The organism is Streptomyces griseus (genome assembly GCF_900460065.1).
In the GTDB taxonomy this organism is placed as follows: Bacteria; Actinomycetota; Actinomycetes; order Streptomycetales; family Streptomycetaceae; genus Streptomyces; species Streptomyces griseus.
This window is the reverse complement of record NZ_UAVD01000010.1, coordinates 11,897-37,599: the sequence shown is the minus strand read 5'-3', so window position 1 is coordinate 37,599 and position 25,703 is coordinate 11,897. Positions and strand designations below refer to the sequence as shown.

22 protein-coding genes and 1 tRNA gene are annotated in these 25,703 nt (G+C 72.3%); 18 read left to right on the top strand and 5 right to left on the bottom strand.

Annotated features, from left to right (window positions below):
• Positions 1-35: 35 nt before the first annotated feature.
• Positions 36-2,663 (bottom strand): SCO7613 C-terminal domain-containing membrane protein, encoded by a 2,628-nt coding sequence (locus DTB53_RS05645; protein WP_012381663.1) that lies wholly within the window; start codon positions 2,661-2,663, stop codon positions 36-38.
• Positions 2,664-2,802: 139 nt separating this feature from the next.
• Here DTB53_RS05645 and DTB53_RS05640 point away from each other — a divergent pair.
• Positions 2,803-2,874, top strand: a tRNA-Val gene (locus tag DTB53_RS05640).
• 64 nt (positions 2,875-2,938) lie between these two features.
• On the opposite strand, the gene DTB53_RS05635 is transcribed toward DTB53_RS05640, so the two are convergent.
• Complete coding sequence (locus DTB53_RS05635) at positions 2,939-3,664, bottom strand: 3'-5' exonuclease (protein WP_003970313.1); 726 nt, start codon at positions 3,662-3,664, stop codon at positions 2,939-2,941.
• 226 nt (positions 3,665-3,890) lie between these two features.
• Between DTB53_RS05635 and DTB53_RS05630 the strand changes: the two genes are divergently transcribed.
• From DTB53_RS05630 to thrS, 3 genes are all read left to right on the top strand, one after another.
• Positions 3,891-4,484, top strand: coding sequence for a DUF4365 domain-containing protein (locus DTB53_RS05630; RefSeq protein WP_003970314.1), 594 nt, complete (start codon positions 3,891-3,893; stop codon positions 4,482-4,484).
• Positions 4,484-5,740 (top strand): hypothetical protein, encoded by a 1,257-nt coding sequence (locus DTB53_RS05625; RefSeq protein WP_012381664.1) that lies wholly within the window; start codon positions 4,484-4,486, stop codon positions 5,738-5,740. Before DTB53_RS05630 ends, DTB53_RS05625 begins: the two co-directional genes overlap by 1 nt.
• 98 nt (positions 5,741-5,838) lie before the next feature.
• A complete protein-coding gene (gene thrS / locus DTB53_RS05620; RefSeq protein WP_012381665.1) occupies positions 5,839-7,815 on the top strand; it encodes a threonine--tRNA ligase in 1,977 nt (658 codons plus the stop codon).
• 29 nt (positions 7,816-7,844) lie between these two features.
• On the opposite strand, the gene DTB53_RS05615 is transcribed toward thrS, so the two are convergent.
• Positions 7,845-8,522: a potassium channel family protein gene (locus tag DTB53_RS05615; RefSeq protein WP_003970317.1), complete on the bottom strand. Its 678-nt coding sequence runs from the start codon at positions 8,520-8,522 to the stop codon at positions 7,845-7,847.
• A gap of 66 nt (positions 8,523-8,588) precedes the next feature.
• Between DTB53_RS05615 and DTB53_RS05610 the strand changes: the two genes are divergently transcribed.
• Positions 8,589-9,164 carry an HIT family protein gene (locus DTB53_RS05610; RefSeq protein ID WP_003970318.1) on the top strand — a complete coding sequence of 192 codons (576 nt, stop codon included), beginning with the start codon at positions 8,589-8,591 and terminating at the stop codon, positions 9,162-9,164.
• 51 nt (positions 9,165-9,215) lie between these two features.
• On the opposite strand, the gene DTB53_RS05605 is transcribed toward DTB53_RS05610, so the two are convergent.
• Together DTB53_RS05605 and DTB53_RS05600 are read right to left on the bottom strand one after the other, a co-directional pair.
• Positions 9,216-10,886, bottom strand: a complete 1,671-nt coding sequence (locus DTB53_RS05605) for an AbeC-like domain-containing protein (RefSeq protein ID WP_012381666.1) — start codon at positions 10,884-10,886, stop codon at positions 9,216-9,218.
• A 152-nt stretch (positions 10,887-11,038) separates the two neighbouring features.
• Entirely contained in the window at positions 11,039-13,264 is a 2,226-nt protein-coding gene (locus DTB53_RS05600; RefSeq protein ID WP_003970320.1) for an elongation factor G-like protein EF-G2, read from the bottom strand.
• A 306-nt stretch (positions 13,265-13,570) separates the two neighbouring features.
• On the opposite strand from DTB53_RS05600, the gene pgsA reads away from it, so the two are divergent.
• The 13 genes from pgsA (at position 13,571) to secF (ending at position 25,701) form a co-directional block, all read left to right on the top strand.
• Positions 13,571-14,281: a phosphatidylinositol phosphate synthase gene (gene pgsA, locus DTB53_RS05595; protein WP_012381667.1), complete on the top strand. Its 711-nt coding sequence runs from the start codon at positions 13,571-13,573 to the stop codon at positions 14,279-14,281.
• A complete protein-coding gene (locus DTB53_RS05590) occupies positions 14,278-15,201 on the top strand; it encodes a phosphatidylinositol mannoside acyltransferase (RefSeq protein ID WP_012381668.1) in 924 nt (307 codons plus the stop codon). The genes pgsA and DTB53_RS05590 overlap by 4 nt, the downstream gene beginning before the upstream one ends.
• A complete protein-coding gene (locus DTB53_RS05585; RefSeq protein WP_003970323.1) occupies positions 15,198-16,358 on the top strand; it encodes a glycosyltransferase family 4 protein in 1,161 nt (386 codons plus the stop codon). The genes DTB53_RS05590 and DTB53_RS05585 overlap by 4 nt, the downstream gene beginning before the upstream one ends.
• Before the next feature lie 75 nt (positions 16,359-16,433).
• Positions 16,434-16,982 (top strand): hypothetical protein, encoded by a 549-nt coding sequence (locus DTB53_RS05580; RefSeq protein WP_003970324.1) that lies wholly within the window; start codon positions 16,434-16,436, stop codon positions 16,980-16,982.
• Positions 16,983-17,186: 204 nt separating this feature from the next.
• Positions 17,187-18,107 carry a pyridoxal 5'-phosphate synthase lyase subunit PdxS gene (gene pdxS, locus DTB53_RS05575; RefSeq protein WP_003970325.1) on the top strand — a complete coding sequence of 307 codons (921 nt, stop codon included), beginning with the start codon at positions 17,187-17,189 and terminating at the stop codon, positions 18,105-18,107.
• 6 nt (positions 18,108-18,113) lie between these two features.
• The gene (gene pdxT, locus DTB53_RS05570; protein WP_012381670.1) at positions 18,114-18,707 is read left to right on the top strand and encodes a pyridoxal 5'-phosphate synthase glutaminase subunit PdxT; all 594 of its coding nucleotides are present in this window, start codon (positions 18,114-18,116) and stop codon (positions 18,705-18,707) included.
• A 61-nt stretch (positions 18,708-18,768) separates the two neighbouring features.
• The gene (locus DTB53_RS05565) at positions 18,769-19,521 is read left to right on the top strand and encodes a YebC/PmpR family DNA-binding transcriptional regulator (protein ID WP_003970327.1); all 753 of its coding nucleotides are present in this window, start codon (positions 18,769-18,771) and stop codon (positions 19,519-19,521) included.
• 163 nt (positions 19,522-19,684) lie between these two features.
• Positions 19,685-20,299 carry a crossover junction endodeoxyribonuclease RuvC gene (gene ruvC / locus DTB53_RS05560; protein ID WP_012381671.1) on the top strand — a complete coding sequence of 205 codons (615 nt, stop codon included), beginning with the start codon at positions 19,685-19,687 and terminating at the stop codon, positions 20,297-20,299.
• A complete protein-coding gene (ruvA, locus tag DTB53_RS05555; protein ID WP_003970329.1) occupies positions 20,296-20,922 on the top strand; it encodes a Holliday junction branch migration protein RuvA in 627 nt (208 codons plus the stop codon). Before ruvC ends, ruvA begins: the two co-directional genes overlap by 4 nt.
• A gap of 30 nt (positions 20,923-20,952) precedes the next feature.
• Positions 20,953-22,038, top strand: coding sequence for a Holliday junction branch migration DNA helicase RuvB (ruvB, locus tag DTB53_RS05550; RefSeq protein WP_003970330.1), 1,086 nt, complete (start codon positions 20,953-20,955; stop codon positions 22,036-22,038).
• Positions 22,039-22,205: 167 nt separating this feature from the next.
• Positions 22,206-22,691, top strand: a complete 486-nt coding sequence (yajC, locus tag DTB53_RS05545; protein WP_003970331.1) for a preprotein translocase subunit YajC — start codon at positions 22,206-22,208, stop codon at positions 22,689-22,691.
• 150 nt (positions 22,692-22,841) lie between these two features.
• Positions 22,842-24,611 carry a protein translocase subunit SecD gene (secD, locus tag DTB53_RS05540; RefSeq protein ID WP_003970332.1) on the top strand — a complete coding sequence of 590 codons (1,770 nt, stop codon included), beginning with the start codon at positions 22,842-22,844 and terminating at the stop codon, positions 24,609-24,611.
• A gap of 1 nt (position 24,612) precedes the next feature.
• Positions 24,613-25,701 (top strand): protein translocase subunit SecF, encoded by a 1,089-nt coding sequence (secF, locus tag DTB53_RS05535; protein ID WP_003970333.1) that lies wholly within the window; start codon positions 24,613-24,615, stop codon positions 25,699-25,701.
• Positions 25,702-25,703 lie beyond the last annotated feature (2 nt).

Genomic DNA, 25,703 nt, shown 5'->3' with positions numbered 1-25,703 from the left:
CGCCGTGACCTGCGCGCCCCCGGACCGGGCACGGCTCACCGCATCCGCCCCAGCGCGTCCTTCAGACGGCGGGCGTCCCGCAGCCGCTGCTCGTACGTCGCTCCGACCACCAGCAACAACAGCCCGGCCAGGGCGGGCGGGAGCCAGCGGGGGAGCGCACCCGCGACCTGCACCACGTACGGCGCCAGCTCGTGCAGGCCGACCAGTGCCAGCACCGTCCCGCCGAGCAGCAGCAGCGCCTGGAGCCGGTGGCGCGCGCCGAGCAGGGTGATCACCAGCGCCGCCGTCCCCAGCAGCAACGGCCTGAGCCAGTCCGGGTCGGTCCAGGCGACCGCCAGGCTGGGCAGCAGCGTCGCCGCGAGCCCCGGCCCGTACGCCGTCCACGACGAGGCCTCCGGGTCCCGGCGCCGCCGCGCCGCACCGACCAGCAGCGCGGGCACCGTCACCGGCAGCGTGTACGCCTCCGGGAACGACACCTCCGAGGCCGCCAGCCGCACCCACGTGGCCAGCACGAACAGCGTCGCCGCCAGGTAGCCCGCCACCGGCCGCCGCTCCGGCCGCACCGCCGTCCCCGCCGCCAGCACCCCGCACAGCGCCAGCACCAGGGCCAGGAACGGCGCGTCGGACACCGCGAGCCCCACGGCGACGAGCGCGCCCAGCGCTCCCGTCAGCTCCACGGGCAAGGCCACCGGGTTCCGCCGCAGTCGTGCCCCGAGCAGCACCGTCAGCGCCGGCACCAGCAGCATCAGCGGGGCGGCCTCGTGCGGGGCGAGCCCCAGGGACCGGCCCGCCAACCCCGTGATCACGGTGCCCCAGACCACCGCGGCGACCGCGAACACCGCACGCGGCACCCCGGCGCCCGCCCGCAGAGCGGCCCCGGCGAACAGCGCCGCCAGCGCGCCGAACACCGCGTACGAGGCCCCCTCGGACGCCAGCGACAGCAGCCCGGCGCTCACCGCCCCGGCCACCGAAGCCACCAGAGCGGTCACCGGCATCGCCGTCGCGCCCCGCTCGGCGCCGCCACCCCGGACCGCCAGGGCGAGCAGGACGCCCACCAGAGCCGTCTCCCCGGCCAGCGCGAGCGCGTGGGGCACGTCCAGCAGCGCGCCGGCCAGCAGGAGGGCCCCCCAGCCGAGCGCCACCGCGCCCGCGCCGACGACCCCGCGCAGCGTCGCCGCGGAAGGCCGCCCGCGACCACCGGCCCCCGCACCGGGCCGGCCGGACCAGCCGGACCAGCCGGGCCACGGCGCAGCGCCCCCGGCCGCGCCCGGCGCATCCGTGCCCGGGGCTCCCGCTGCCGGTGCTGCCGGGGGGCCGGCGTCCGCCGTCGTCGGCCCGGCCAACGGCGCCGCGAGCCGGACGACCGACGGCCACCACCGGTACGCCGCCCCCAGCAGCCCGGCCACCAGCGCGAGCACCACCGGGGCCGCGGCCAGCTCCGACCAGGGCAGCGTCGACCCCAGCGCGGACCGGAAGCCGTCCGGCGTCCCCGCCCACACGTCCGACAGCACCGTCACCGGCCCCAGCAGCACCGCCGCGAGCGGCGGCAGCGCCCACACCAGCGCGCCGGCCACCACCGCCCCCGACGCCGCCAGTACCCCGCGCGCGGCGTGGCCCGGCAGCCGGGAACGGACGACCGCCGTCAACGCGAGACCGCACAGCAGGTACGCGAGCACCCGCCAGCCCGCCGGGAGCGCCGCCGCCGGTACGCCGCCGACGGCCGCCACCGCCGCGAGCCCCGCCACCGCACCACCCGTCCGCGCGAAACCCTTCGGCGCGCGCCACGCCCCGGCCACGGCCGCCGCCGAGGCCGTCAGCAGCAGCACGCCCGGAGCCACCGCCCCGAGCGGCCCCGGGGCCGTCAGGGACAGCGCCAGGCCCACCATCAGGGCCGAGAAGCCCATCACCGCTCCACCGACGCACGCCGTGACCCGCACCCCGGCGCCCTTGCCCCACAGGGCGATCGCCCCGTCCAGCACCGCGGTGGCCAGCAGCGCCCACCCGACCACCGGCGCCGGTGCGCCCACGGCCCAGGCCCAGAACAGCAGCGGCCACTGGGCCAGCACCACGGCGGCCGGCAACGGCAGGCGCAGCTTGCCCAGCGCCAGCCCGTACGCCGTCCACAGCGCCGCGAGCACCGCCGACGCGAGGGCCGTGAAGCCGAGTCCGTCGGTGTCCGGCGCGGCCACCGCGTGGACCGCGTACACGTCCAGCAGCGTCAGCACCAGGGCCAGCGCCGCCAGCGCCTCCGCGGTGGCCGCCAGCCCCCGGCGCAGCAGCACCGCCGGAGCGGCCAGCGCCCCCAGGGTCACCGCGGCCAGCACCGCCGACCGGCCGCCGATCCCCATCGAACCCCAGCTGACCAGGGTGAACGCGATGGCCGCGACCGTCAGCAGCAGGCCGCCCAGCGTCAGCAGGACGTTCTGCGCGCCGCGCGGGGCGGAGGGCCGCTTCGGCACCTGGCCCCACGGCTGCGCCGGGGTGCCGGGAGGCGCTCCCCAGCCGGACGGGTTCCAGCCCGGGGCGGCCGTCGGCACGGTCGGCCGCAGCGCGGCGAGCAGCCAGGCGCGCCGGGTCAGCAGCTGGGCCCGGCGGGCGTCCAGCTCGGCCAGTTCTCGGTCGAGGCGGGCCAGTTCCTCGGCGGGCGGGGGCACGTGTTCCATGTACGGGAGTGTGGCCCCGGCCCCCGGGCCCGTACATGCGCTCGGATACTCACTTCCCGGCCGCGGCTCCCTGAGTAGAGCCCGACCGGAAGGAGTTTGAACGAAGCCCTCGGAGCCCTGTATGGTTCAACCCGTTCCCGGGCGATTAGCTCAGTGGGAGAGCGCTTCGTTCACACCGAAGAGGTCACTGGTTCGAACCCAGTATCGCCCACCGGGGAAGGCCGGTCCGCCAGCATCACGCGGACCGGCTTTCGCATGTCCCGAGCCTCGGACCCTCACGCCGCCGCGGGCAGTTCCGGGCGCAGCGGCCACGCCGGGTCCACCGTCTCCGGCGTCCCGCTCTTGGCGAACCACGCCTCCAGACCACGCGCCTGGGCCGCGTGCCAGGTCGCCTGGAGGGCGTGCAGCTCCGCCGGCGACAGCCGCTCCAGCCGGGTGGAGAAGCGCCGGCACACCGCCCGCACCAGCTCCAGCGAAGCCGTGGCGTCGGCCGCCGCGTCATGGGCCCCGTCGAGCACCACCTCGTAACTCGCGCACAGATCGGTGAGCGTACGACGGCCCTTGCGGTAGCGGTCCAGGTGCTTGTCCAGCACCCGCGGATCCACCACGCGCATCGGCACCCCGTCCAGATAGCGGGCCAGCGACGACGCCCGGTGCCGTTTCAGCTCCCGGTCCAGCAGCGTCAGGTCGAAGGGGGCGTTCATCACGACCAGCGGCCGGCCGGTCGCGCAGCTCTCCGCCAGGGCCCGGGCTATCTCGTCCATCACCGGGGCGGGCCAACGGCCGTTGCGCTGAAGGTGATCGTCGGTCAGACCGTGGACCTCCGTCGCCCCCGGCGGGACCGGAACCCCCGGATTGACCAGCCAGCGCGTGACGCGGACGCGACCGCCGGCGGTGTCCTGCGCGACGAGAGCGGCCGAAACGATCCGGTCCTGCTCGACGTCCACGCCTGTTGTCTCCGTGTCAAAAGCGGCCAGTGGCCCCTCGAACCAGTGCATCATCCCCGAACTCCTCGCACCCGCACGGCAGATGGAATGATTCCCCTGCCCGATATCGGTGATACCCGGGCTGTTTGCCTGATAAGCCGTTTGCGGGCGGTCCGATGCGGTGACAACACAGGTGGGACGCGCGGAAGTTGCACCCGGCGTCCGTCGATCCGTCCAGCCCGCGAAACCCGTCGGCAGACCGCCTGCCGTCGATCGGCACGCCCGGAAGGCACACGGAGCCATGGCGCTCGCGCAGCCCGACCCCGGGGGCACCGCCCGCGCCGAAGCCTTCGGGCCCCGGCCGCCGCAGCCGGGCGCGCCCCTGCGCGGTTCCCTCGCCACCACCGCCTGCATGGAGACCCTTCAGGTGGGCTATCTGCACGCCGTCGCGGCGGCGGCCGGATGCTCGCTGTCCCAGCCCTTCCCCGACAACGGCATCGACTGGCACGTCAGCCACGGCGCCCCGGCGCACACCGTCGACGACGAGGTGACCATCAAGGTGCAGCTCAAGTGCACCTACCAGATACCGCCGCACCCGGCGGGCGGGGCGTTCTCCTTCACGCTCGACAACGCCCACCTCGTCAAGCTCGCCCGCTCCCCGGTGTCGGTGCACAGGATCCTGGTCGTGATGATCGTCCCGCGCAGCCAGGACGACTGGCTGCGCGCCGGGCCCGGAGGCCTCGACCTGCGCCACTGCTGCTACTGGACCAACCTGGCCGGCCACGCGGTGACGGGCCGGTACCGGACCACTGTGCGCATCCCGACCTCGCGGATCTTCGACGACCGCGCACTCTGCGACATCATGGCCCGGGTCGGGGCCGGAGGGAGACCCTGATGCACCGGTCGATGGACGAGCCCACGGGCGGAGCCGGACTTCCCGGAGCCCGCTCGCATCCCACCGCCCGCCCCGGGCCCCCGCCCCTCGCCGGGGCCGGCGGGGAACCGCTCGACCCCGCCGTTCTCGGGGCCCTCCTGCGCCGGCACGGCTGGCAGCGGCGCGGAGGAGCGCCGGGACGATACGGCCGCTGGACCCCGCCCGGATCCGCCGCCGGGACGACGAGCCTGCTGGTGCCCGAGAGCGCGGCCTTCCCCGACAGCGGGGAGCTGATCGAGGAGGCCCTCGACGCCCTCGGCCGCAGCTCCGCCCCCTCCGCACGCGACATCCTGGTCTCCCTCACCCTGCCCAGCGACGAGATCCGCTGGTGGCGCGAGGTCCCCGAATCGGCGGCCGGAGCCGCGGGCGCCGCCGGCTGGACCGAGGCGGATGAGCTGCGCTCGGCCGCCCGGCAGGTCCTCATGGCCGGCGCCCTCGCGGCACGCGGCCGGGCCGGCTACCACGGGGCCCGGCACCGCCGGAAGGCACGCGCCGCCCTGGACGACGCCCTGATCGGGCCCGGAGCCGACGGCCGGAGCCTCACCGCACACCTCCCCGTCGCCTCCGGCCGCGCCGTCGCCGTACGCCTCTGCCACGCCCTGCACGCCACCCGTGAGGCGGTGGACTACCAGCGCGCCACCGGCGGCATGGAGGCCTTTGACAGCGCGGTCGCGGCGGGCGCCGGCCGGGAGCTGACCGAGGCGCTGATCGCCCTGGTGCGCGGCTCGGAGGGGGCCGGGATCGACCTCAGGTGGGCGCCCGCCGCCGGCGTCCCGGACGGCTGCCCGGCCCGGCCGGCGCCCGTCGAGTTCTCCCCGGGCGACCTCCCCGCCCTGCGCGCCGCCGGAGCGCGCTACCTCCGGGACGAACCAGCCGTGCGGGTGCGGCTGACCGGCGCGGTGGTCCGGCTGCGCCGGTCGGGGCCGCGCGGCGCCGGGATCGTACGGCTGCGGGTGCTGGCCGGGGCCGAGGTCGCGCATGTCCGGGTGGAGCTGGACGAGGAGGCGTACCGCATCGCGGGCCACGCCCACCTGGTCGGACTGCCGCTCCGGGTGGAGGGGCGGCTGGAGCGGCGGGGCGGGTTCCGGCTGCTGACCGGGGCGTCGCAGGTGGCGCCCGTGCAGGTCGACGAGGCGGAGCGGGACCGGCTGATGAAGTCGCTCCAGGAGAACGTGGACTTCTTCGAGGAGGCGTGCGCGGGGGAGGAGCCGTCGTAGCGAGCAGGAAGGCGTTCGCGTCGGGGGCGTACGGCTCGGTACGATTCGCAGAGCTTGGCCGTACGAAGGCAGGCATCCCCCTCAGTCAGGAGAGACCGGTGTCAGACGTCCGTGTGATCATCCAACGCGATTCCGAGCGGGAAGAGCACGTGGTGACGACGGGCACGACGGCCGGCGAGCTCTTTCCCGGTCAGCGCACCGTCGTCGCCGCGCGCATCGGCGGCGAGCTGAAGGACCTCTCCTACGAGCTCCGGGACGGCGAGAGCGTCGAGCCGGTGGAGATCTCCTCCGAGGACGGCCTGAACATCCTGCGCCACTCCACCGCGCACGTCATGGCCCAGGCCGTGCAGGAGCTGTTCCCCGAGGCCAAGCTCGGCATCGGCCCGCCGGTCAAGGACGGCTTCTACTACGACTTCGACGTCGAGAAGCCGTTCACGCCCGAGGACCTCAAGGCCATCGAGAAGAAGATGCAGGAGATCCAGAAGCGGGGCCAGAAGTTCTCCCGCCGCGTGGTCTCCGACGAGGCGGCGCGCGAGGAGCTGGCCGACGAGCCGTACAAGCTGGAGCTCATCGGCATCAAGGGCTCCGCCTCGTCGGACGACGGCGCGGACGTCGAGGTGGGCGGCGGCGAGCTGACCATCTACGACAACCTCGACCCCAAGACCGGCGACCTGTGCTGGAAGGACCTCTGCCGGGGTCCGCACCTGCCCACCACCCGGTTCATCCCGGCGTTCAAGCTGATGCGCAACGCCGCCGCGTACTGGCGCGGCAGCGAGAAGAACCCGATGCTCCAGCGCATCTACGGCACCGCGTGGCCGACCAAGGACGAGCTGAAGGCGCACCTGGAGTTCCTGGAGGAGGCCGCCAAGCGCGACCACCGCAAGCTCGGCAACGAGCTGGACCTCTTCTCCTTCCCCGACGAGATCGGCCCCGGCCTCGCGGTCTTCCACCCCAAGGGCGGCGTCATCCGCCGGGCCATGGAGGACTACTCGCGCCGCCGCCACGAGGAGGAGGGCTACGAGTTCGTCTACAGCCCGCACGCCACCAAGGGCAAGCTGTTCGAGAAGTCCGGCCACCTGGACTGGTACGCCGACGGCATGTACCCGCCCATGCAGCTCGACGACGGGGTGGACTACTACCTCAAGCCGATGAACTGCCCGATGCACAACCTGATCTTCGACGCGCGTGGCCGCTCCTACCGCGAACTGCCGCTGCGCCTCTTCGAGTTCGGCACGGTGTACCGGTACGAGAAGTCGGGCGTCGTGCACGGTCTGACCCGCTCCCGCGGCTTCACGCAGGACGACGCGCACATCTACTGCACCAAGGAGCAGATGGCCGAGGAGCTGGACCGCACGCTCACCTTCGTGCTGAACCTGCTCCGCGACTACGGGCTCACCGACTTCTACCTGGAGCTCTCCACCAAGGACCCGGAGAAGTACGTCGGCTCCGACGAGACCTGGGAAGAGGCCACCGAGACGCTGCGCCAGGTCGCCGAGAAGCAGGGGCTGCCCCTGGTCCCGGACCCGGGCGGCGCCGCGTTCTACGGCCCGAAGATCTCCGTGCAGTGCAAGGACGCCATCGGCCGCACCTGGCAGATGTCGACCGTGCAGCTCGACTTCAACCTGCCGGAGCGGTTCGACCTGGAGTACACGGGGCCCGACGGCTCGAAGCAGCGCCCGGTCATGATCCACCGTGCTCTGTTCGGCTCCATCGAGCGCTTCTTCGCCGTGCTCCTGGAGCACTACGCGGGCGCGTTCCCGGTCTGGCTCGCCCCGGTCCAGGCCGTCGGCATCCCGATCGGCGACGCCCACATCCCCTACCTCCAGGAGTTCGCCGCCAAGGCGCGCAAGCAGGGGCTGCGGGTGGACGTGGACGCGTCCTCGGACCGGATGCAGAAGAAGATCCGCAACCAGCAGAAGAACAAGGTTCCGTTCATGATCATCGCTGGTGACGAGGACATGGCCAACGGTGCCGTCTCCTTCCGCTACCGCGACGGTTCGCAGGAGAACGGCATCCCGGTCGACGAGGCCATCGCCAAGATCGCGAAGGCCGTCGAGGACCGCGTACAGGTCTGATCCCTCACGCGGGGACGGCCCCCGGAGCGCTACCCGCGCTCCGGGGGCCGTTTCTCGTCCTCCCGGGTGAACACCTGGATCAGCCAGGACGAGAACGACCCGGTGACCGCGCCCAGCAGCGCGAGGCCGCCGGCCATCAGCCCCACCGCGACCGCACGGCCCCAGAACGTGACCGGGGCGACGTCCCCGTAACCGACCGTCGTGAGCGTCGCGCACGCCCACCACACCGCGTCACCGAAGGTACGGATGGAGGCGTCGGGGGCCGTGTGCTCCAGGTGGTAGACCGCGAGCGAGGCGGCGAAGCCGAGCAGCCCGGCGGTCAGCCCGGCGTACGCGATCACCCGCGCGTACAGGCTCAGCCGCGGCCGGTCGCGGCGCCGCTGCACCGCCAGGTACACCTGGACCATCCGCAGCGGGCGCAGCAGGGGCAGCAGCAGGACCAGGGTGTCCAGCCAGTGCACGCGCACGAAGCGCGGGCCCAGTCCGCTGAGCCGCAGCCGGGCCCCGTAGTCCACGAGGAACAGCAGCCAGGTCGACCAGACGAGGATCAGGGCGATGTCGTTCCAGGGCTCGGCCTCGTGCGGGGTCAGGACCCGGACCGCGTACCCGGTCAGGAAGATCAGCCCCGCGGCGAAGAGCGGAACCTCCGTGCGCTGCTCCCAGCGGGTCAGCCGGGCGGGTGGCGCGGGGGCGGGTCGGGCGCTCATCGCCTCAGCATCGCGGGCGGCAGGGCGGCGCGGCCCCGGCGACACGCTCAGCCGGGGTGACGCAATATGCTGATCGGCATGACGAGTGAGCCGGAGCAGCAGATCGGCGTGGGGACGCCCGACGCCTTCCAGCGCCTGTGGACTCCCCACCGGATGGCGTACATCCAGGGCGAGAACAAGCCCAGCGGCCCGGGCGCCGAGGACGGTTGTCCGTTCTGTTCGATCCCCGCCAAATCCGACGAGGACGGGCTCCTCGTGGCACGCGGCGAGCACGTCTACGCGGTGCTGAACCTGTACCCGTACAACGGTGGCCACCTCATGGTCGTGCCCTACCGGCACGTGGCCGACTACACCGAGCTGAACGGCCCGGAGACGGCGGAGCTGGCGGACTTCACCAAGCGGGCGATGGTCGCGCTGCGGGCGGCCTCCGGGGCGCACGGTTTCAACATCGGCATGAACCAGGGTTCCGTGGCCGGAGCCGGGATCGCCGCGCACCTGCACCAGCACCTGGTGCCGCGCTGGGGCGGGGACACCAACTTCATGCCGGTCATCGGTCACACCAAGGTGCTGCCCCAGCTGCTCGGCGACACCCGGGCGATGCTGGCGGGCGCCTGGCCGACGGGCGAGCTGCCGGCCCGCTGAGCACGGGACGGATGCGGGGAGGCCCGGCCGGGCCTCCCCGCCGTCGCGTTCCTACGCGTCGTAGACGTCGGCCTTGCGCGGGGCCGGGTCCTGGACGAGGCCGCTCAGTATGCTCGACCGGTTGTCGAAGCGCTCCGTGTCGACGCCGTTCTCCGCGAGGACGCGCATCGCCGCCGTGTGGACGGCCCGCAGCACCGGGGTGGCGGCACGCATCGCGTCGTCCGCCATGAAGCGGTGGTTCCACGGCTTGGCCGCCCACGCGTGCCGCAGTCCGAACGGCTCGGGCAGCACGATCTTGCCGCCCAGGTAGTCCAGCAGCGGCGGATACCAGGTGAGAGGGGCCCGCAGGGCGAGCCGGACGACTTCCTTGGCGTCCACCAGCGCCAGCTGGATGTCCCGGGTCTCCCAGAAGCGGACGGTCTTGTTGACCGTCTTCGTCTTCGCCGCCGGCTTGGAGAGGAACAGGCCGTGCACCGGCCCCAGCGCGTGGCCCGTGACCTCGATCCGCAGCGTCTCGTGGAGCACCGTGACGGTGATCATCATGGTGATCACCAGCTGGCCGTCCCACAGGGTGAACTGGACGCCCAGGTAGTGCCGGTCACCGCTGCCGAACTGCTGGTGGTTGCAGATCCGCTGTATCTCGTGGGGCTTCACCTGGAAGGTGGCGACGTCCTCCCCGTCGGGGCGCGTGACGGAATCGGCGCCCTCCCCGATGGGCGAGACGATCCAGTGCTTCACGTCCGGCTTGGGGAAGCCGCCCGTGTTCAGCGGCCCGCGCTCCAGCATCTTCAGCTGGTCGTGGATGATCCGGACCAGGTCCCAGCTGCGGAACTGGTGGATCTCCTTCGTCGGGTCCTTGGGGACCAGCTCCTCGGCCAGCTGCCAGCTGCCCCAGCGGGTGCCCATCCCGAGGACGCCCTTGGGGCCGGCGTAGAAGACGGAGTTCGACTGCTGCTCGGCCGACAGCTTCTCCAGCGCCTGGCGCAGCGCCTCGCGGGCGGTCTCGTTGGGATTCTTCGGCACTGCCTCGGGGATCTTCGCGATCACCCCCGTGCCGGAGAGCAGGCCGCTCCAGCGCGCCCGCAGGTCCCTGGCCGAGGTCTCCGCGATCCGCTTGGCGATCAGCCAGCCGATCACCGGGGCGATGAGCGCGCCCCGGACGTAGAGCGCGAGCACCCCGTCCAGGGGGAGCTTGACCATCAGGACCAGCGCGCCGATCCCGAAGGCCGCCAGGAGGATCGTGCCGACCGCGCGGAACGCCGTGTCCTTGGACTTGTTGAGCGCGTCCCGGACCCGGAAGGCGATCACCCAGGCCAGCATGCCGGGCAGGAACAGGACGCCGAACACCACGGTCACCAGGGTGAGCCGGGTGTCCCGGGCCTTGCGCAGGTTGTTCGCCGACAGACAGTGCTCCACCACGGTCTGCGGGTCCATGCCGAAGGACTGGATGAGCGCACCGCGCGCGCCACCGAGCATCCGGTCCTGGACGGCACGGGCGAACGCCTCGCCGAGATTCGGTTTGAAGTAGTCGGACTTGAAGAGTTTCGAGGAGCCCGTCTTCACCGCCGATTTGTGCCACTCGCTGTTGGCGTCGAGGATCGTCTCCACCGGACTGTCCCGGTACGCCGCCGAGGCCAGGGCATGGGTCGCCACGGTCTGGCCGCCCGAGCCCTGGATCGGGATCTGGGCCCCGGGTGAGAAGTCGAATCCGTCGTTGGCCACCTGTCGCCCCCACTCGCCGCACGTCTGCTCCTGCGGTGTGCCCAACTACCGTACGCGGCATACCTTCTGAGCTGCGACCACAGCGTATCGTCCGGATCACACCACCGCCGGACGCCCGCGTGCATCGAACGCCGTGTGCGACAGTGCGCCGGTCACGCGCCGGGCGACCCGTCCGCCCGCTCCGCGCGCACCCGGTCGGCCACCTGCGGCGGCATCGCCTCGTGCCGGGCGTACGCGCGGTCGAAGCGGCCGGTGCCGTGCGACAGGGAGCGCAGGTCCACCGCGTACCGGCCGACCTCGATCTCCGGCACCTCCGCCCGTACGACGGTGCGCCCGCCCGGACTCTGCTCGGTGCCCACGACCCGGCCCCGCCGCCCCGAGAGGTCGCTCATCACCGGGCCCACGTAGTCGTCGGGGACCAGGACGCTCACCTCGCACACCGGTTCCAGGAGTTGGATGCGGGTGTCGGACGCGGCCTCGCGCAGCGCGAGCGCCCCGGCGGTCTGGAACGCGGCGTCCGAGGAGTCCACCGAGTGCGCCTTGCCGTCCAGCAGCGTGACGCGCACGTCGACCAGGGGGTGCCCGGCGGCCAGCCCCCGGGCGGCCTGGGCCCGCACGCCCTTCTCCACCGAAGGAATGAACTGACGCGGCACCGAACCGCCGACGACCTTGTCGACGAACTCGATGCCCGAGCCCGGTGGCAGTGGCTCCACCTCGATCTCGCAGACGGCGAACTGGCCGTGTCCGCCCGACTGTTTGACGTGCCGTCCGCGTCCGGCCGCCCGCCCGGCGAACGTCTCGCGCAACGGCACCCGGTGCGGTTCCGCGTCGACCTGGACGCCGTAGCGGCTGCGCAGCCGCTCCAGGGCCACCTCCTGGTGGGCCTCGCCCAGGCACCACAGGACGACCTGACCGGTGTCCGGATTCTGTTCGAGGCGCAGTGTGGGGTCCTCGGCGACCAGCCGGGCCAGGCCCTGCGACAGCTTGTCCTCGTCCGCCTTGCCGTGCGCCCGCACGGCCAGCGGGAGCAGCGGGTCGGGCGTCGACCAGGGCTCGATCAGGACCGGGTCGCCGGCCGGGGAGAGCGTGTCGCCGGTCTCCGCCCCGCCGAGCCGGGCCACGCACGCCAGATCGCCCGCGACGCACCGGTCCACGGCGTGCTGCCGGCTGCCGAACGGCGAGGTGAGCGCCCCGACGCGGATCTCCGCCTCGTGACAGGGCCGGGGTGCGTGCCCCGTGGCGTCCAGGCCGTGACCGCAGAGGTGCACGGAGTCGTCCGCGCGCAGGGTGCCGGAGAAGACGCGGACCAGCGAGACGCGGCCCACGTACGGGTCGGAGGACGTCTTGACGACCTCGGCGACCAGCGGACCGTCCGGGTCGCAGACCGGCGCGGGCCGGGGCTTGCCCGACGGGGTGGTGACGACGGGCGGCGTGCGCTCCAGCGGGGTGGGGAAGCCCCGGGTGATCAGCTCCAGGAGTTCGACGGTGCCGATGCCCCGGCGGGCGCCCTCGGCCGCCGGGGCCGCCGTGAGGACGGGATGGAAGGAGCCCCGGGCGACGGCCCGTTCGAGGTCGGCGATCAGCGTCGCGACGTCGATGTCCTCGCCGTCGAGGTAGCGGTCCATCAGGGACTCGTCCTCGCTCTCCGCGATGATCCCCTCGATCAGCCGGTCCCGGGCCGCCCGCAGGGGCTCCTCCTGATCGGGCGCCGGGGGCCGCTCGACGCGCTCCCCCGAGGAGTGGTCGAGGATCCGCCGGGTCAGCAGCCCGGTGAGCCCCGTCAGCGGGGCGTGCCCGTCGGCTCCCTCGGGACCGAGCACCGGCAGGTACAGGGGCAGCACGGCGTCGGGGTCCTCGCCGCCGAAGGCCTCGGCACAGATCCGGGTCATGTCGTCGAAGGAGGTGCGGGCGGTGTCCAGGTGCGTGACGACGATCGCGCGCGGCATGCCGACGAGCGCGCACTCCTCCCAGGCGGCCCGGGTGGTCGCGGCCACGGAGCTCGCGTCCTGGGCCGCCGAGACGACGAAGAGGGCCGCGTCCGCCGCGCGCAGCCCGGCCCGCAGCTCCCCGACGAAATCCGCGTAACCGGGGGTGTCCAGCAGATTGACCTTGCACCCGTCCCAGGCCACCGGGACCAGCGAGAGCTGTACGGAACGGTGCCGCCGCCGCTCGATCTCGTCGTGGTCGGAGACGGTCGCCCCGTCCTCGACGCGCCCGGCCCGGTTCAGGGCCCCCGCCGTCAGGGCCAGGGCCTCGACCAGGGTGGTCTTGCCCGATCCGCTGGGGCCGACCAGCACCACGTTGCGTACGGCGGAGGGGTGGCCGGCCGCCGGTACTCCTCCGGCGGCCCCGGGGTGTGCGTGTGCCTTGTCGCCCATGGTGCGTGCCTCCCGGTCGATGGCGCGGCGCGGGGGAGGGCGACCGCGCGCGGAGCAGCGGTGGTCACGGGCACGGGGAGGCCGCCGCGGCGGCTTCGGCGACGCCCGCGGTCCTTCGAGCTTGGCACCGCGGCCCGGCCCCGTCCATACGTCGCGCGCGGCCCCCCGCGGGGCCGGGCCGGAGGAGGGTGGGGCGCGAGACACCCGGCGGCGGGTGCCCGTCCGGTGGAAGGCACCGGCCGTGACTACGATGGGCCAGCCGGTGGCCGAAGGGGCCGCTCGGCGAACCGAACCCTCGGGAAGGCCATGCTGAACAAGTACGCGCGTGCATTCTTCACGCGTGTCCTCACACCGTTCGCCGCTCTGCTGCTCCGCCTCGGGGTCAGTCCCGACGCGGTCACTCTCATCGGTACGGCCGGAGTGATGGCAGGTGCGCTGGTCTTTTTCCCGATGGGGGAGTTCTTCTGGGGCACGATCGTCATCACGATCTTCGTCTTCTCCGACCTCGTCGACGGCAACATGGCGCGGCAGGCCGGGATCTCCAGCCGGTGGGGGGCGTTCCTCGACTCGACGCTGGACCGGGTCGCCGACGGGGCGATCTTCGCCGGATTCGCCCTCTGGTACGCGGGCGGCGGTGACGACGACATCCTGTGCGCCGTCGCGATCTTCTGCCTGGCCAGCGGCCAGGTGGTCTCCTACACCAAGGCGCGCGGCGAGTCGATCGGCCTGCCGGTCGCGGTCAACGGCCTCGTGGAGCGTGCCGAGCGCCTGGTGATCTCGCTGGTCGCCGCCGGCCTCGCCGGGCTGCACAAGTTCGGCGTCCCCGGTATCGACGTCCTGCTGCCGATCGCGCTGTGGATCGTCGCCGCGGGCAGCCTGGTGACGCTGATCCAGCGGGTGGTGACCGTGCGCCGTGAATCCGCCGAGGCCGACGCCGCCGAGGCCGTCGCGGGGCCGGCCGCCGCGGACCCGTCCGCCGCCGGTCGGGCCGGTCAGGGGAGCGAGGGCGACCGGTGAGCGCCGGCGCGTCCGACCTGAAGGGGCGGCTCACCGACGGGCTGTACGGACTGGGCTGGGGCGCCGTCAAGACGCTGCCCGAGCCCGCCGCCGCCCGACTCTTCCGCACCATCGCCGACCAGGTGTGGAAGCGGCGCGGCAAGAGCGTGCTCCGCCTGGAGTCGAACCTGGCCCGGGTCGTCCCCGACGCCGGCCCGGCGCGGCTGGCGGAGCTGTCGCGGGCCGGAATGCGCTCCTACATGCGCTACTGGATGGAGTCGTTCCGGCTGCCGACCTGGAGCCCGGAGCGCATCAAGGACAGCATCGACGTCACGGGCGCCCACCACCTGACCGAGGGCCTGGACGCCGGGAACGGCGTGATCATCGCCCTGCCGCACCTGGGCAACTGGGATCTCGCGGGAGCCTGGGTCACCACCGACCTGAAGGTCCCCTTCACCACCGTCGCCGAACGCCTGGAGCCCGCGACGCTCTACGACCGGTTCGTCGCCTACCGCGAGGGACTGGGCATGGAGGTCCTGCCGCACAGCGGCGGGGCCGCCTTCGGCACCCTGGCCCGGCGGCTGCGCGCCGGCGGCCTGGTCTGCCTGGTCGCGGACCGGGACCTGTCCGCGTCCGGCGTCGAGGTGTCGTTCTTCGGCGCCACCGCCCGGATGCCCGCGGGCCCGGCGCTGCTCGCCCAGCAGACGGGCGCGCTGCTGCTGCCCGTCACCCTCTGGTACGACGGCACCCCGGTGATGAAGGCGCGCGTCCACCCGGCGGTCGAGGCGCCGCGGGAGGGCACCCGGGCCGAGCGGACCGCCGTCATGACCCAGGCGCTGGCCGACGCCTTCGCGGGCGGCATCGCCGAACACCCGGAGGACTGGCACATGCTCCAGCGGCTCTGGCTGGACGACCTGGACCCCCGGGGGGAACCCACGTGAAGATCGGCATCGTCTGCCCGTACTCCTGGGACGTACCGGGCGGTGTGCAGTTCCACATCCGGGACCTCGCCGAACACCTGATCCGGCTCGGCCACGAGGTCTCCGTCCTGGCGCCTGCCGACGACGAGACCCCGCTGCCCCCTTACGTCGTCTCGGCGGGCCGGGCCGTGCCCGTCCCGTACAACGGGTCCGTCGCCCGGCTGAACTTCGGCTTCCTCTCGGCGGCCAGGGTGCGGCGCTGGCTCCACGACGGCACGTTCGACGTCATCCACATCCACGAGCCGACCTCCCCGTCGCTGGGCCTGCTGGCCTGCTGGGCGGCGCAGGGGCCGATCGTGGCCACCTTCCACACCTCCAACCCGCGCTCCCGGGCGATGATCGCCGCGTACCCGATCCTCCAGCCCGCGCTGGAGAAGATCAGCGCCCGGATCGCGGTCAGCGAGTACGCCCGGCGCACCCTGGTCGAGCACCTCGGCGGCGACGCCGTCGTCATCCCCAACGGCGTCGACGTCGGCTTCTTCGCCCGGGCCGAGCCGAAGGCCGAGTGGCAGGGGCAGACCCTCGGCTTCATCGGCCGCATCGACGAACCCCGCAAGGGCCTGCCCGTCCTGATGAAGGCGCTGCCCGCGATTCTCGCCGCCCATCCCGGGGCCCGGCTGCTGGTCGCCGGTCGCGGCGACGAGGAGGAGGCGGTCGAGACCCTGCCGAAGGAACTGCGCGAGCGCGTCGAGTTCCTCGGCATGGTCAGCGACGAGGACAAGGCCCGGCTGCTGCGCAGCGTCGATGTGTACGTGGCCCCGAACACCGGCGGCGAGAGCTTCGGCATCATCCTGGTCGAGGCGCTGTCGGCCGGGGCGCCGGTGCTGGCGAGCGACCTGGACGCCTTCGCGCAGGTGCTCGACCGGGGCGCGGCCGGCGACCTGTTCGCCAACGAGGACGCCGAGGCGCTGGCCGCCGCCGCGATCCGGCTGCTGGGCGACCCCGAGCGCCGGGCCGGCCTGCGCGAGCGCGGCGAGGCGCACGTACGGCGCTTCGACTGGGCGACGGTGGGGGCCGACATCCTCGCGGTGTACGAGACGGTGACCGACGGGGCCGCCTCGGTCGCGGCGGACGAACGCTCCGGGCTGCGGGCCCGGTTCGGGCTGGCCCGGGACTGAGCCCCGGGGGCTCCTGCGGCAGCGGGGCCCCCGGTGTCGAGGCGGGGGCCCCCGGCGACGGTAGCGTGTGGGCCCGTGACCGTAACCCTCATCGTCTGGATCGTCGTCGCCCTCATCGCGGTCGGCGTGTACCTCAGCTGGACCGCCGGCCGGCTCGACCGCCTGCACTCCCGGATCGACGCCGCCCGCGCCGCCCTCGACGCCCAACTGCTGCGCCGCGCCTCGGTCACCCAGGAGCTGGCCACCTCCGGCGTCCTGGACCCGGCCGCCTCGATCGTCCTGTACGAGGCCGCGCACGCCGCCCGGCAGGCCGAGGAGGACCAGCGCGAGGTCGCCGAGAGCGAACTGAGCACCGCCCTGCGCGCCGTCTTCGGCGAACCGGCGCAGGTCGACGCGGTGAAGGAGATCCCCGGCGGCGAGGAGGCCGCCACCGAACTGGCCGCCGCCGTACGCCGCGTACCCATGGCCCGGCGCTTCCACAACGACGCCGTACGCGCCGCCCGCGCGCTGCGCCGGCACCGCACCGTCCGGCTTTTCCGGCTGGCCGGGCACGCTCCGTTCCCGCTCGCCTTCGAGATGGACGACGCTCCGCCGGTCGCCCTCGCGGACCGGCCCGGCACCTGATCCGGGCACCGGCCCGGCGAACGATCCGGGAAGCGGCCCGGCGAACGATCCGGGAAGCGGCCCGGAGGGATCCGGGAAGCGATCCGGAAGAGGCCCCGGGGCCAAAACGATCCACGGCCTGCCCATTGGCCCTTGCTGTGGACTGGTCCCGGGGCGTTTGCTCGGCGTTGCCGCATCCAGCGTCTTTTCACCGAGTGAGGTCCCGTGTCCACGCTTCCCAGCACCCCGCAGTCCGCCGAGTCCCCGGCCACCGGCACCGCCCGCGTCAAGCGCGGCATGGCCGAGCAGCTCAAGGGCGGCGTGATCATGGACGTCGTCGACGCCGAGCAGGCGAAGATCGCCGAGGACGCGGGCGCCGTCGCCGTCATGGCCCTGGAGCGGGTCCCGGCCGACATCCGCAAGGACGGCGGAGTGGCCCGGATGTCCGACCCCAACATGATCGAGGAGATCATCGGGGCCGTCTCCATCCCGGTCATGGCCAAGTCCCGCATCGGCCACTTCGTCGAGGCCCAGGTGCTCCAGTCCCTCGGCGTCGACTACATCGACGAGTCCGAGGTCCTCACCCCGGCCGACGAGGTCAACCACAGCGACAAGTTCGCCTTCACCACCCCCTTCGTCTGCGGCGCCACCAACCTGGGCGAGGCCCTGCGCCGCATCGCCGAGGGCGCGGCCATGATCCGCTCGAAGGGCGAGGCCGGCACCGGCAACGTCGTCGAGGCCGTCCGCCACCTGCGCCAGATCAAGAACGAGATCGCCCGGCTGCGCGGCTTCGACAACAACGAGCTGTACGCCGCCGCCAAGGACCTCCGCGCCCCCTACGAGCTGGTCAAGGAGGTCGCGGAGCTCGGCAAGCTGCCCGTCGTGCTGTTCTCCGCCGGTGGCGTCGCCACCCCGGCCGACGCCGCGCTGATGCGCCAGCTCGGCGCCGAGGGCGTCTTCGTCGGCTCCGGCATCTTCAAGTCCGGCGACCCGGCCAAGCGCGCCGCCGCCATCGTGAAGGCCACCACCTTCTACGACGACCCGAAGGTCATCGCGGACGCCTCCCGCAACCTGGGCGAGGCCATGGTCGGCATCAACTGCGACACCCTGCCCGAGTCCGAGCGCTACGCCAACCGCGGCTGGTAACCACTGATGAGCGACACCCCTGTGATCGGCGTGCTGGCTCTCCAGGGCGACGTACGGGAGCACCTGATCGCCCTGGCCTCGGCGGACGCCCTGGCCAGGCCGGTCCGGCGCCCCGAGGAACTCGCCGAGGTCGACGGCCTGGTCATACCGGGCGGCGAGTCCACCACCATGTCCAAGCTGGCCGTGCTGTTCGGCATGATGGAGCCGCTGCGTGAGCGGGTCCGGGCCGGGATGCCGGTCTACGGCACCTGCGCCGGAATGATCCTGCTGGCCGAGAAGATCCTCGACCCCCGTTCGGGTCAGGAGACCGTCGGCGGCATCGACATGATCGTGCGGCGCAACGCCTTCGGCCGGCAGAACGAGTCGTTCGAGGCAGCCGTCGAGGTCGGCGGGGTGGAGGGCGGTCCGGTCGACGGCGTGTTCATCCGCGCTCCGTGGGTCGAGTCCGTCGGGGCCCGGACCGAGGTCATCGCCGAACACGGCGGGCATATCGTGGCCGTCCGGCAGGAAAACGCCCTCGCCACGTCGTTCCATCCCGAACTGACCGGCGACCATCGCGTGCACGCTCTGTTCGTGGACATGGTGCGCGCGGTGAACTGAGCGGACCCCGGTAGGATCTCTCGGGTTCGACTCGATTTTGGTGACGCGAAGGAGAAGGCAGATGTCCGGCCACTCTAAATGGGCTACGACGAAGCACAAGAAGGCCGTGATTGACGCCAAGCGCGGCAAGCTCTTCGCGAAGCTGATCAAGAACATCGAGGTCGCGGCGCGCTCCGGCGGCGTCGACCCCGACGGCAACCCCACGCTCGTCGACGCCATCCAGAAGGCGAAGAAGAGTTCCGTCCCGAACAAGAACATCGAGTCCGCCGTCAAGCGCGGTGGCGGTCTCGAAGCGGGCGGCGCCGACTACGAGACGATCATGTACGAAGGCTACGGCCCGAACGGTGTCGCGGTGCTCATCGAGTGCCTCACCGACAACCGCAACCGTGCCGCCTCCGACGTACGTGTCGCGATGACCCGCAACGGCGGCTCCATGGCCGACCCGGGTTCCGTCTCGTACCTGTTCAACCGCAAGGGCGTCGTGATCCTGCCCAAGGGCGAGCTGACCGAGGACGACGTCCTCGGCGCGGTCCTCGACGCGGGCGCCGAGGAGGTCAACGACCTCGGCGAGACCTTCGAGGTGGTCAGCGAGGCCACCGACATGGTCGCGGTGCGCACCGCGCTCCAGGAGGCGGGCATCGACTACGACTCCGCCGAGGCCAACTTCCTCCCGACCATGCAGGTCGAGCTGGACGAAGAGGGCGCCCGCAAGATCTTCAAGCTCATCGACGCGCTGGAGGACAGCGACGACGTGCAGAACGTCTTCGCCAACTTCGACGTGTCCGACGAGGTCATGGAGAAGGTCGACGCCTGACGGCACGGCCGGCAGGTCCCACACGACGGGCCGACGGGGCACTCCCCGTCGGCCCGTCGTCCTGTGGTTGCGACGGATTGTCAGTGCGAGCCGATAGCCTGCGGGAACAGATGATCGAGCGGGCGCGGCGCGCGCCGGCGACGGGCTGAGGACAGGGGGCTCCATGCGCGTTCTGGGCATCGACCCGGGGCTGACCCGGTGCGGCGTCGGTGTGGTCGAAGGAGTCGCGGGAAGACCCCTGACCATGATCGGCGTCGGCGTCGTGCGCACCTCCTCCGACGCCGAACTCGGCGACCGGCTCGTGGCCGTCGAGCGCGGCATCGAGCAGTGGCTCGACGAACACTCCCCGGGCTACGTCGCGGTCGAGCGCGTCTTCGCCCAGCACAACGTCCGCACCGTGATGGGCACCGCCCAGGCCAGCGCGGTCGCCATGCTCTGCGCCGCCCGCCGCGGCATCCCCGTCGCCCTCCACACTCCCAGCGAGGTCAAGGCCGCGGTCACCGGATCCGGCCGCGCCGACAAGGCCCAGGTCGGCGCGATGGTCACCCGGCTGCTGCGGCTCGACGCACCGCCCAAGCCCGCCGACGCCGCCGACGCCCTGGCCCTCGCCATCTGCCACATCTGGCGCGCCCCCGCGCAGAACCGGCTCCAGCAGGCCGTCGCCGCGCACCGCACCTCCGGCGCGTCCCGCACACCCGGGGCAGCCGGCACCCCCGGCCCCTCCCGCACACCCGGGGCTCCCGGCACCTCCCGCACGCTGAAAGGCCGCACCGCATGATCGCTTTCGTCTCCGGCCCGGTGGCCGCCCTCGCCCCGACCACCGCCGTCATCGAGGTCGGCGGCATCGGCATGGCGGTCCAGTGCACCCCGCACACCCTCGCCGACCTGCGCGTCGGCAGGGAGGCCCGGCTCGCCACCTCGCTGGTCGTCCGCGAGGACTCCCTCACCCTGTACGGCTTCGCGAACGACGACGAGCGGCAGGTGTTCGAGCTGCTCCAGACCGCCAGCGGCGTCGGACCGCGCCTCGCCCAGGCCATGCTCGCCACCCACAGCCCCGACGCCCTGCGCCTCGCGGTCTCCACCGGCGACGAGAAGGCGCTGACCGCCGTCTCCGGCATCGGGAAGAAGGGCGCCCAGAAGCTGCTGCTGGAGCTCAAGGACCGGCTCGGCGAACCGGTCGGCGCGCACATCGGCCAGCAGGGCATCGGCACCCCCGTCACCTCCGGCTGGCGCGACCAGCTCCAGGCCGCCCTGATCGGCCTCGGCTACGCGAGCCGCGAGGCCGACGAGGCCGTCAACGCCGTCGCCCCGCAGGCCGAGGCCGCCGTCGCCGAGGGCACCGCACCCCCCGTGCCCCAACTGCTGCGGGCCGCCCTGCAGACTCTCAACCGCGCACGCTGACCGGCACCGAACCACCGAAGAGGCCCTTGAATGAACTGGGACGAGACCGGACCCGAGACCGACGAGCCGACCGGCCCGGTCCTCGACGACCGGCTGGTCGACGCCGACGCGGACGGCGAGGACACCGCGGTCGAGGCGGCGCTGCGCCCCAAGGACCTGGAGGAGTTCGTCGGCCAGGAGAAGGTCCGCGAACAGCTCGACCTGGTCCTCAAGGCCGCCCGCGCCCGCGGCGCCACCGCCGACCACGTCCTGCTCTCCGGCGCCCCCGGCCTCGGCAAGACCACCCTTTCGATGATCATCGCGGCGGAGATGAACGCCCCGATCAGGATCACCTCGGGCCCCGCCATCCAGCACGCCGGCGACCTCGCCGCGATCCTCTCCTCCCTCCAGGAGGGCGAGGTCCTCTTCCTCGACGAGATCCACCGCATGTCCCGGCCCGCCGAGGAGATGCTCTACATGGCGATGGAGGACTTCCGGGTCGACGTCATCGTCGGCAAGGGCCCCGGCGCCACCGCCATCCCGCTCGAACTGCCCCCCTTCACCCTGGTCGGGGCCACCACCCGGGCCGGTCTGCTGCCGCCCCCGCTGCGCGACCGCTTCGGCTTCACCGGGCACATGGAGTTCTACGCCCCCGCCGAGCTGGAGCGTGTCCTCCACCGCTCCGCCCGCCTCCTCGACGTCGGCATCGACGGGGAGGGCGCCGCCGAGATCGCCGGACGCTCCCGCGGCACCCCCCGTATCGCCAACCGCCTGCTGCGCCGCGTCCGCGACTACGCCCAGGTCAAGGCGGAGGGCACGATCGACCGGTCGATCGCGATGGCCGCCCTCAAGGTGTACGAGGTCGACGCCCGCGGACTCGATCGCCTGGACCGCGCCGTCCTCGGCGCCCTGCTGAAGCTTTTCGGCGGCGGCCCGGTCGGGCTGTCCACGCTCGCGGTAGCGGTGGGGGAGGAGCGGGAGACCGTCGAGGAGGTCGCCGAGCCCTTCCTCGTCAGGGAAGGACTGCTGGCCAGGACCCCGCGCGGCCGTGTCGCCACCCCTGCGGCCTGGGCACATCTGGGACTGGTCCCGCCGCAGCACGGAGCAAAGGGACAACAGGGCCTGTTCGGGGCGTGATAGGTCACAGGTTCGCGCGGACAGGAACCTGGGTGCCATGCTGGGCGTTGTTCCATCGATGCGGACTCATCTAGACTCCGCCGATGCCGCCCTAACCGGTCGGTGTACCCACCCCCGTATATAGAGGCCGCATTCCAGTCGCGGTCGTGCGAAGGAATTCCCGTCCCGTGGATCTCATCACTCTCCTCCCCTTCATCGTGCTCATCGGGGCCATGTTCCTGATGACCCGCTCCGCCAAGAAGAAGCAGGCGGCGGCCGCGCAGATGCGCAACGAAATGCAGCCCGGTACCGGCGTCCGCACGATCGGGGGCATGTACGCGACCGTGAAGGAAGTCCACGACGACACCGTGCTCCTCGAAGTCGCCCCCGGCGTCCACGCCATCTACGCGAAGAACTCCATCGGCGCCGTTCTGGACGACGCGGAGTACAACCGCATCGTGCACGGTGACGACCCGGAGCTGGACGCGGAAGGCACCGTCGTTCCCGACGACGCCTCGTCGCTGACCGGTGACTCCGACTCCGCCGACGTCGCCAGGATCGACCTGGCCAAGGACGACGCGGCCGACGACGCCGAGCCCGAGGACGCCGCTGCCAAGGACGCCAAGAAGGCCAAGGACGAGAGCAAGACCGACGGCGACGCCGACTCCAAGTAGTTCTCACGATCCCGGGGACGTCGCGCGCCCACCGGCGCGCGGCGTCCCCGGGACCGTGCGGTCGTCTGCGGGGGCAGGGTCCCCACTACACTTCGTGGCCGCTCGGGCACGTACCCGGCGCGGTGCGGTTGGACAGGGAGAAACGAGAAGGTGGCAGCACCCAAGAAGGGCCGAGGGCCGTCCGGCGGTCATGGCAGGCCGGGGCGGGCCCTGGCTCTGATCCTCATCGCCATGGTCGCTCTCGCAGGCGGGATGTTCCTCTCGGGGCACACCACGCCCCGGCTGGGCATCGACCTGGCCGGCGGGACGTCGATCACGCTGGAAGCGCAGAACCAGCCCGGCAAGCCGAACGCGATCAACCAGACCAATATGGACACAGCGGTCGGGATCATCGAGCGGCGCGTCAACGGGCTGGGCGTTTCCGAGGCTGAGGTTCAGACCCAGGGCTCGAAGAACATCATCGTCAACATCCCCAAGGGGACGAACTCCAAGCAGGCCCAGGAGCAGGTCGGCACGACCGCCCAGCTCTACTTCCGGCCCGTTCTGACGGTGCAGGCGAGCGGCCCCGAGCCCACGCCCTCCGGTTCCGCGACTCCCTCGGGCAGCGCCACCCCGAAGCCGGGCGAGTCCGCCGAGAGCGGGGACAAGCCCAAGGGCGAGGAGGCCACCGGTTCGGAGGCCACCCCCTCGGCGAGCGCCACGACCCAGGGCCGCGCGGTCACCGGCGCCCTGACCAAGGACGACCCGACCCCGGGCGCCTCCGACAAGCCCGCGCCGTCCGACTCCCCCGAGGCCACGCCCCCGGTAGACCCGGCGACGGCCAAGCTCCAGGAGGAGTTCGCCAAGCTCGACTGCACGGACCCCAAGCAGCGGACCGACGCGGGCAAGAACGCCAAGGCCACCGACTCCATCGTCGCCTGCGGCTCCAACGTTCCGGGCAGCTACGAGAAGTACATCCTCGGCCCCGCAGAGGTCTCCGGCAGCGACGTCGACGACGCCAAGGGCGCCATCGAGCAGCAGACCGGCGAGTGGATCGTGTCGATGGAGTTCACCTCCGCCGGCGCCAAGAAGTTCCAGACGATCACCGGCCGGCTCGCGCAGCAGCAGCCGCCGATGAACCAGTTCGCGATCGTCCTCGACGGTGAGGTCGTCTCCGCTCCCTCGGTGCGCACCGCGCTCAGCAAGAACGCCCAGATCTCCGGCAGCTTCACCCAGCAGTCGGCCGAGGACCTCGGCAACATCCTGTCCTACGGCGCCCTGCCGCTGACCTTCAAGGAAGTCAGCGTCACCACGGTGACCGCCGCGCTCGGCAGCGAGCAGCTCAAGGGCGGTCTCATCGCCGGCGCCATCGGTCTGGCACTGGTCGTCGTCTACCTGGTCGTCTACTACCGGGGCCTCGCGTTCATCGCGCTCCTGAGCCTCCTGGTCTCCGGCGTACTGACCTACACGATCATGTCCCTGCTCGGCCCGGCCATCGGCTTCGCGCTGAACCTGCCGGCGGTCTGCGGAGCCATCGTCGCCATCGGCATCACAGCGGACTCGTTCATCGTCTACTTCGAACGCGTCAGAGACGAGATCCGCGAAGGACGCACGCTCCGTCCCGCCATCGAGCGCGCCTGGCCGCGCGCCCGGCGCACCATCCTGGTCTCCGACTTCGTGTCGTTCCTGGCCGCCGCGGTGCTGTTCATCGTCACCGTCGGCAAGGTGCAGGGCTTCGCCTTCACGCTCGGCCTCACCACGCTCCTCGACGTCGTCGTGGTCTTCTTCTTCACGAAGCCGCTCATGACGCTCATGGGACGGACGAAGTTCTTCTCCCGGGGCGGCCCGTGGTCCGGGCTGGACCCGAAGCGGCTCGGCGCCCAGCCGCCGCTGCGCCGCTCGCGCCGTGTCAACGCCCCCACCGAACCGAAGGAGGCGTGAGATGTCGCGACTCGGCAATCTCGGCGCCCGGCTCTACCGTGGCGAGGTCGGCTACGACTTCATCCGCAACCGCAAGATCTGGTACGGCATCTCGATCCTGATCACCATCACGGCCATCATCGGCGTGGCGGTCGGCGGACTGCGCATGGGCATCGAGTTCAAGGGCGGCGCGGTCTTCACGACCGACACCAAGGCCCAGATCTCGACCGCCCAGGCCACGGACGTGGCGACCGAGGCATCCGGCCACATGGCGATCGTGCAGGAGCTGGGCAACGGCGGTCTGCGCATCCAGATCACCGAGGTCGACACCGCCAAGGCCAACGAGATCAAGGAGACCCTCTCCGACGAGCTCGGCATCCCGGCCAACGACATCAACGCGGACCTGGTCGGCCCCAGCTGGGGTGAGCAGATCGCGAACAAGGCCTGGACCGGTCTCGGGGTCTTCATGGTCCTGGTGGTGATCTATCTGGCCATCGCCTTCGAGTGGCGGATGGCCGTCGCCGCCCTGATCGCGCTGATCCACGACATCACCATCACGGTCGGTGTCTACGCCCTGGTCGGCTTCGAGGTCACGCCGGGTACGGTGATCGGTCTGCTGACCATTCTCGGTTACTCCCTGTACGACACGGTGGTGGTCTTCGACAGCCTCAAGGAAGGCCAGAAGGACATCACCAAGCAGACCCGCTTCACCTACAGCGAGATCGCCAACCGGTCGATCAACAGCACGCTGGTCCGCTCCATCAACACCACCGTGGTGGCACTGCTGCCGGTGGCCGGTCTGCTGTTCATCGGTGGCGGCGTCTTCGGCGCGGGCATGCTGAACGACATCTCGCTGTCGCTGTTCGTCGGCCTCGCCGCCGGCGCCTACTCCTCGATCTTCATCGCCACGCCGCTCGTCGCCGACCTCAAGGAACGCGACCCGCAGATGAAGGCGCTGAAGAAGCGGGTCCTGGCCAAGCGGGCCGCCGCCGCGGCCAAGGGCGAGTCCCCCGACGAGGACGGCACCGAGGACCTCCACGACGACACCGAGACGGCGGGCACCGTGATCGGCCGTCCCCGGTCGCACGGCCGCACCCCCGGGAAGCGCTGAAC

Bases quoted from the DNA above. Each gene is read 5' to 3' on its own strand.
- ruvC (WP_012381671.1), top strand. From the start codon at position 19,685: ATGCGCGTTCTGGGCATCGACCCGGGGCTGACCCGGTGCGGCGTCGGT.
- DTB53_RS05645 (WP_012381663.1), bottom strand. From the start codon at position 2,663: ATGGAACACGTGCCCCCGCCCGCCGAGGAACTGGCCCGCCTCGACCGA.
- pdxT (WP_012381670.1), top strand. From the start codon at position 18,114: ATGAGCGACACCCCTGTGATCGGCGTGCTGGCTCTCCAGGGCGACGTA.
- DTB53_RS05615 (WP_003970317.1), bottom strand. From the start codon at position 8,522: ATGAGCGCCCGACCCGCCCCCGCGCCACCCGCCCGGCTGACCCGCTGG.
- DTB53_RS05610 (WP_003970318.1), top strand. From the start codon at position 8,589: ATGCTGATCGGCATGACGAGTGAGCCGGAGCAGCAGATCGGCGTGGGG.
- DTB53_RS05625 (WP_012381664.1), top strand. From the start codon at position 4,484: ATGCACCGGTCGATGGACGAGCCCACGGGCGGAGCCGGACTTCCCGGA.
- DTB53_RS05565 (WP_003970327.1), top strand. From the start codon at position 18,769: ATGTCCGGCCACTCTAAATGGGCTACGACGAAGCACAAGAAGGCCGTG.
- DTB53_RS05630 (WP_003970314.1), top strand. From the start codon at position 3,891: ATGGCGCTCGCGCAGCCCGACCCCGGGGGCACCGCCCGCGCCGAAGCC.
- DTB53_RS05600 (WP_003970320.1), bottom strand. From the start codon at position 13,264: ATGGGCGACAAGGCACACGCACACCCCGGGGCCGCCGGAGGAGTACCG.
- ruvB (WP_003970330.1), top strand. From the start codon at position 20,953: ATGAACTGGGACGAGACCGGACCCGAGACCGACGAGCCGACCGGCCCG.
- DTB53_RS05635 (WP_003970313.1), bottom strand. From the start codon at position 3,664: ATGATGCACTGGTTCGAGGGGCCACTGGCCGCTTTTGACACGGAGACA.
- pgsA (WP_012381667.1), top strand. From the start codon at position 13,571: ATGCTGAACAAGTACGCGCGTGCATTCTTCACGCGTGTCCTCACACCG.
- ruvA (WP_003970329.1), top strand. From the start codon at position 20,296: ATGATCGCTTTCGTCTCCGGCCCGGTGGCCGCCCTCGCCCCGACCACC.
- secF (WP_003970333.1), top strand. From the start codon at position 24,613: ATGTCGCGACTCGGCAATCTCGGCGCCCGGCTCTACCGTGGCGAGGTC.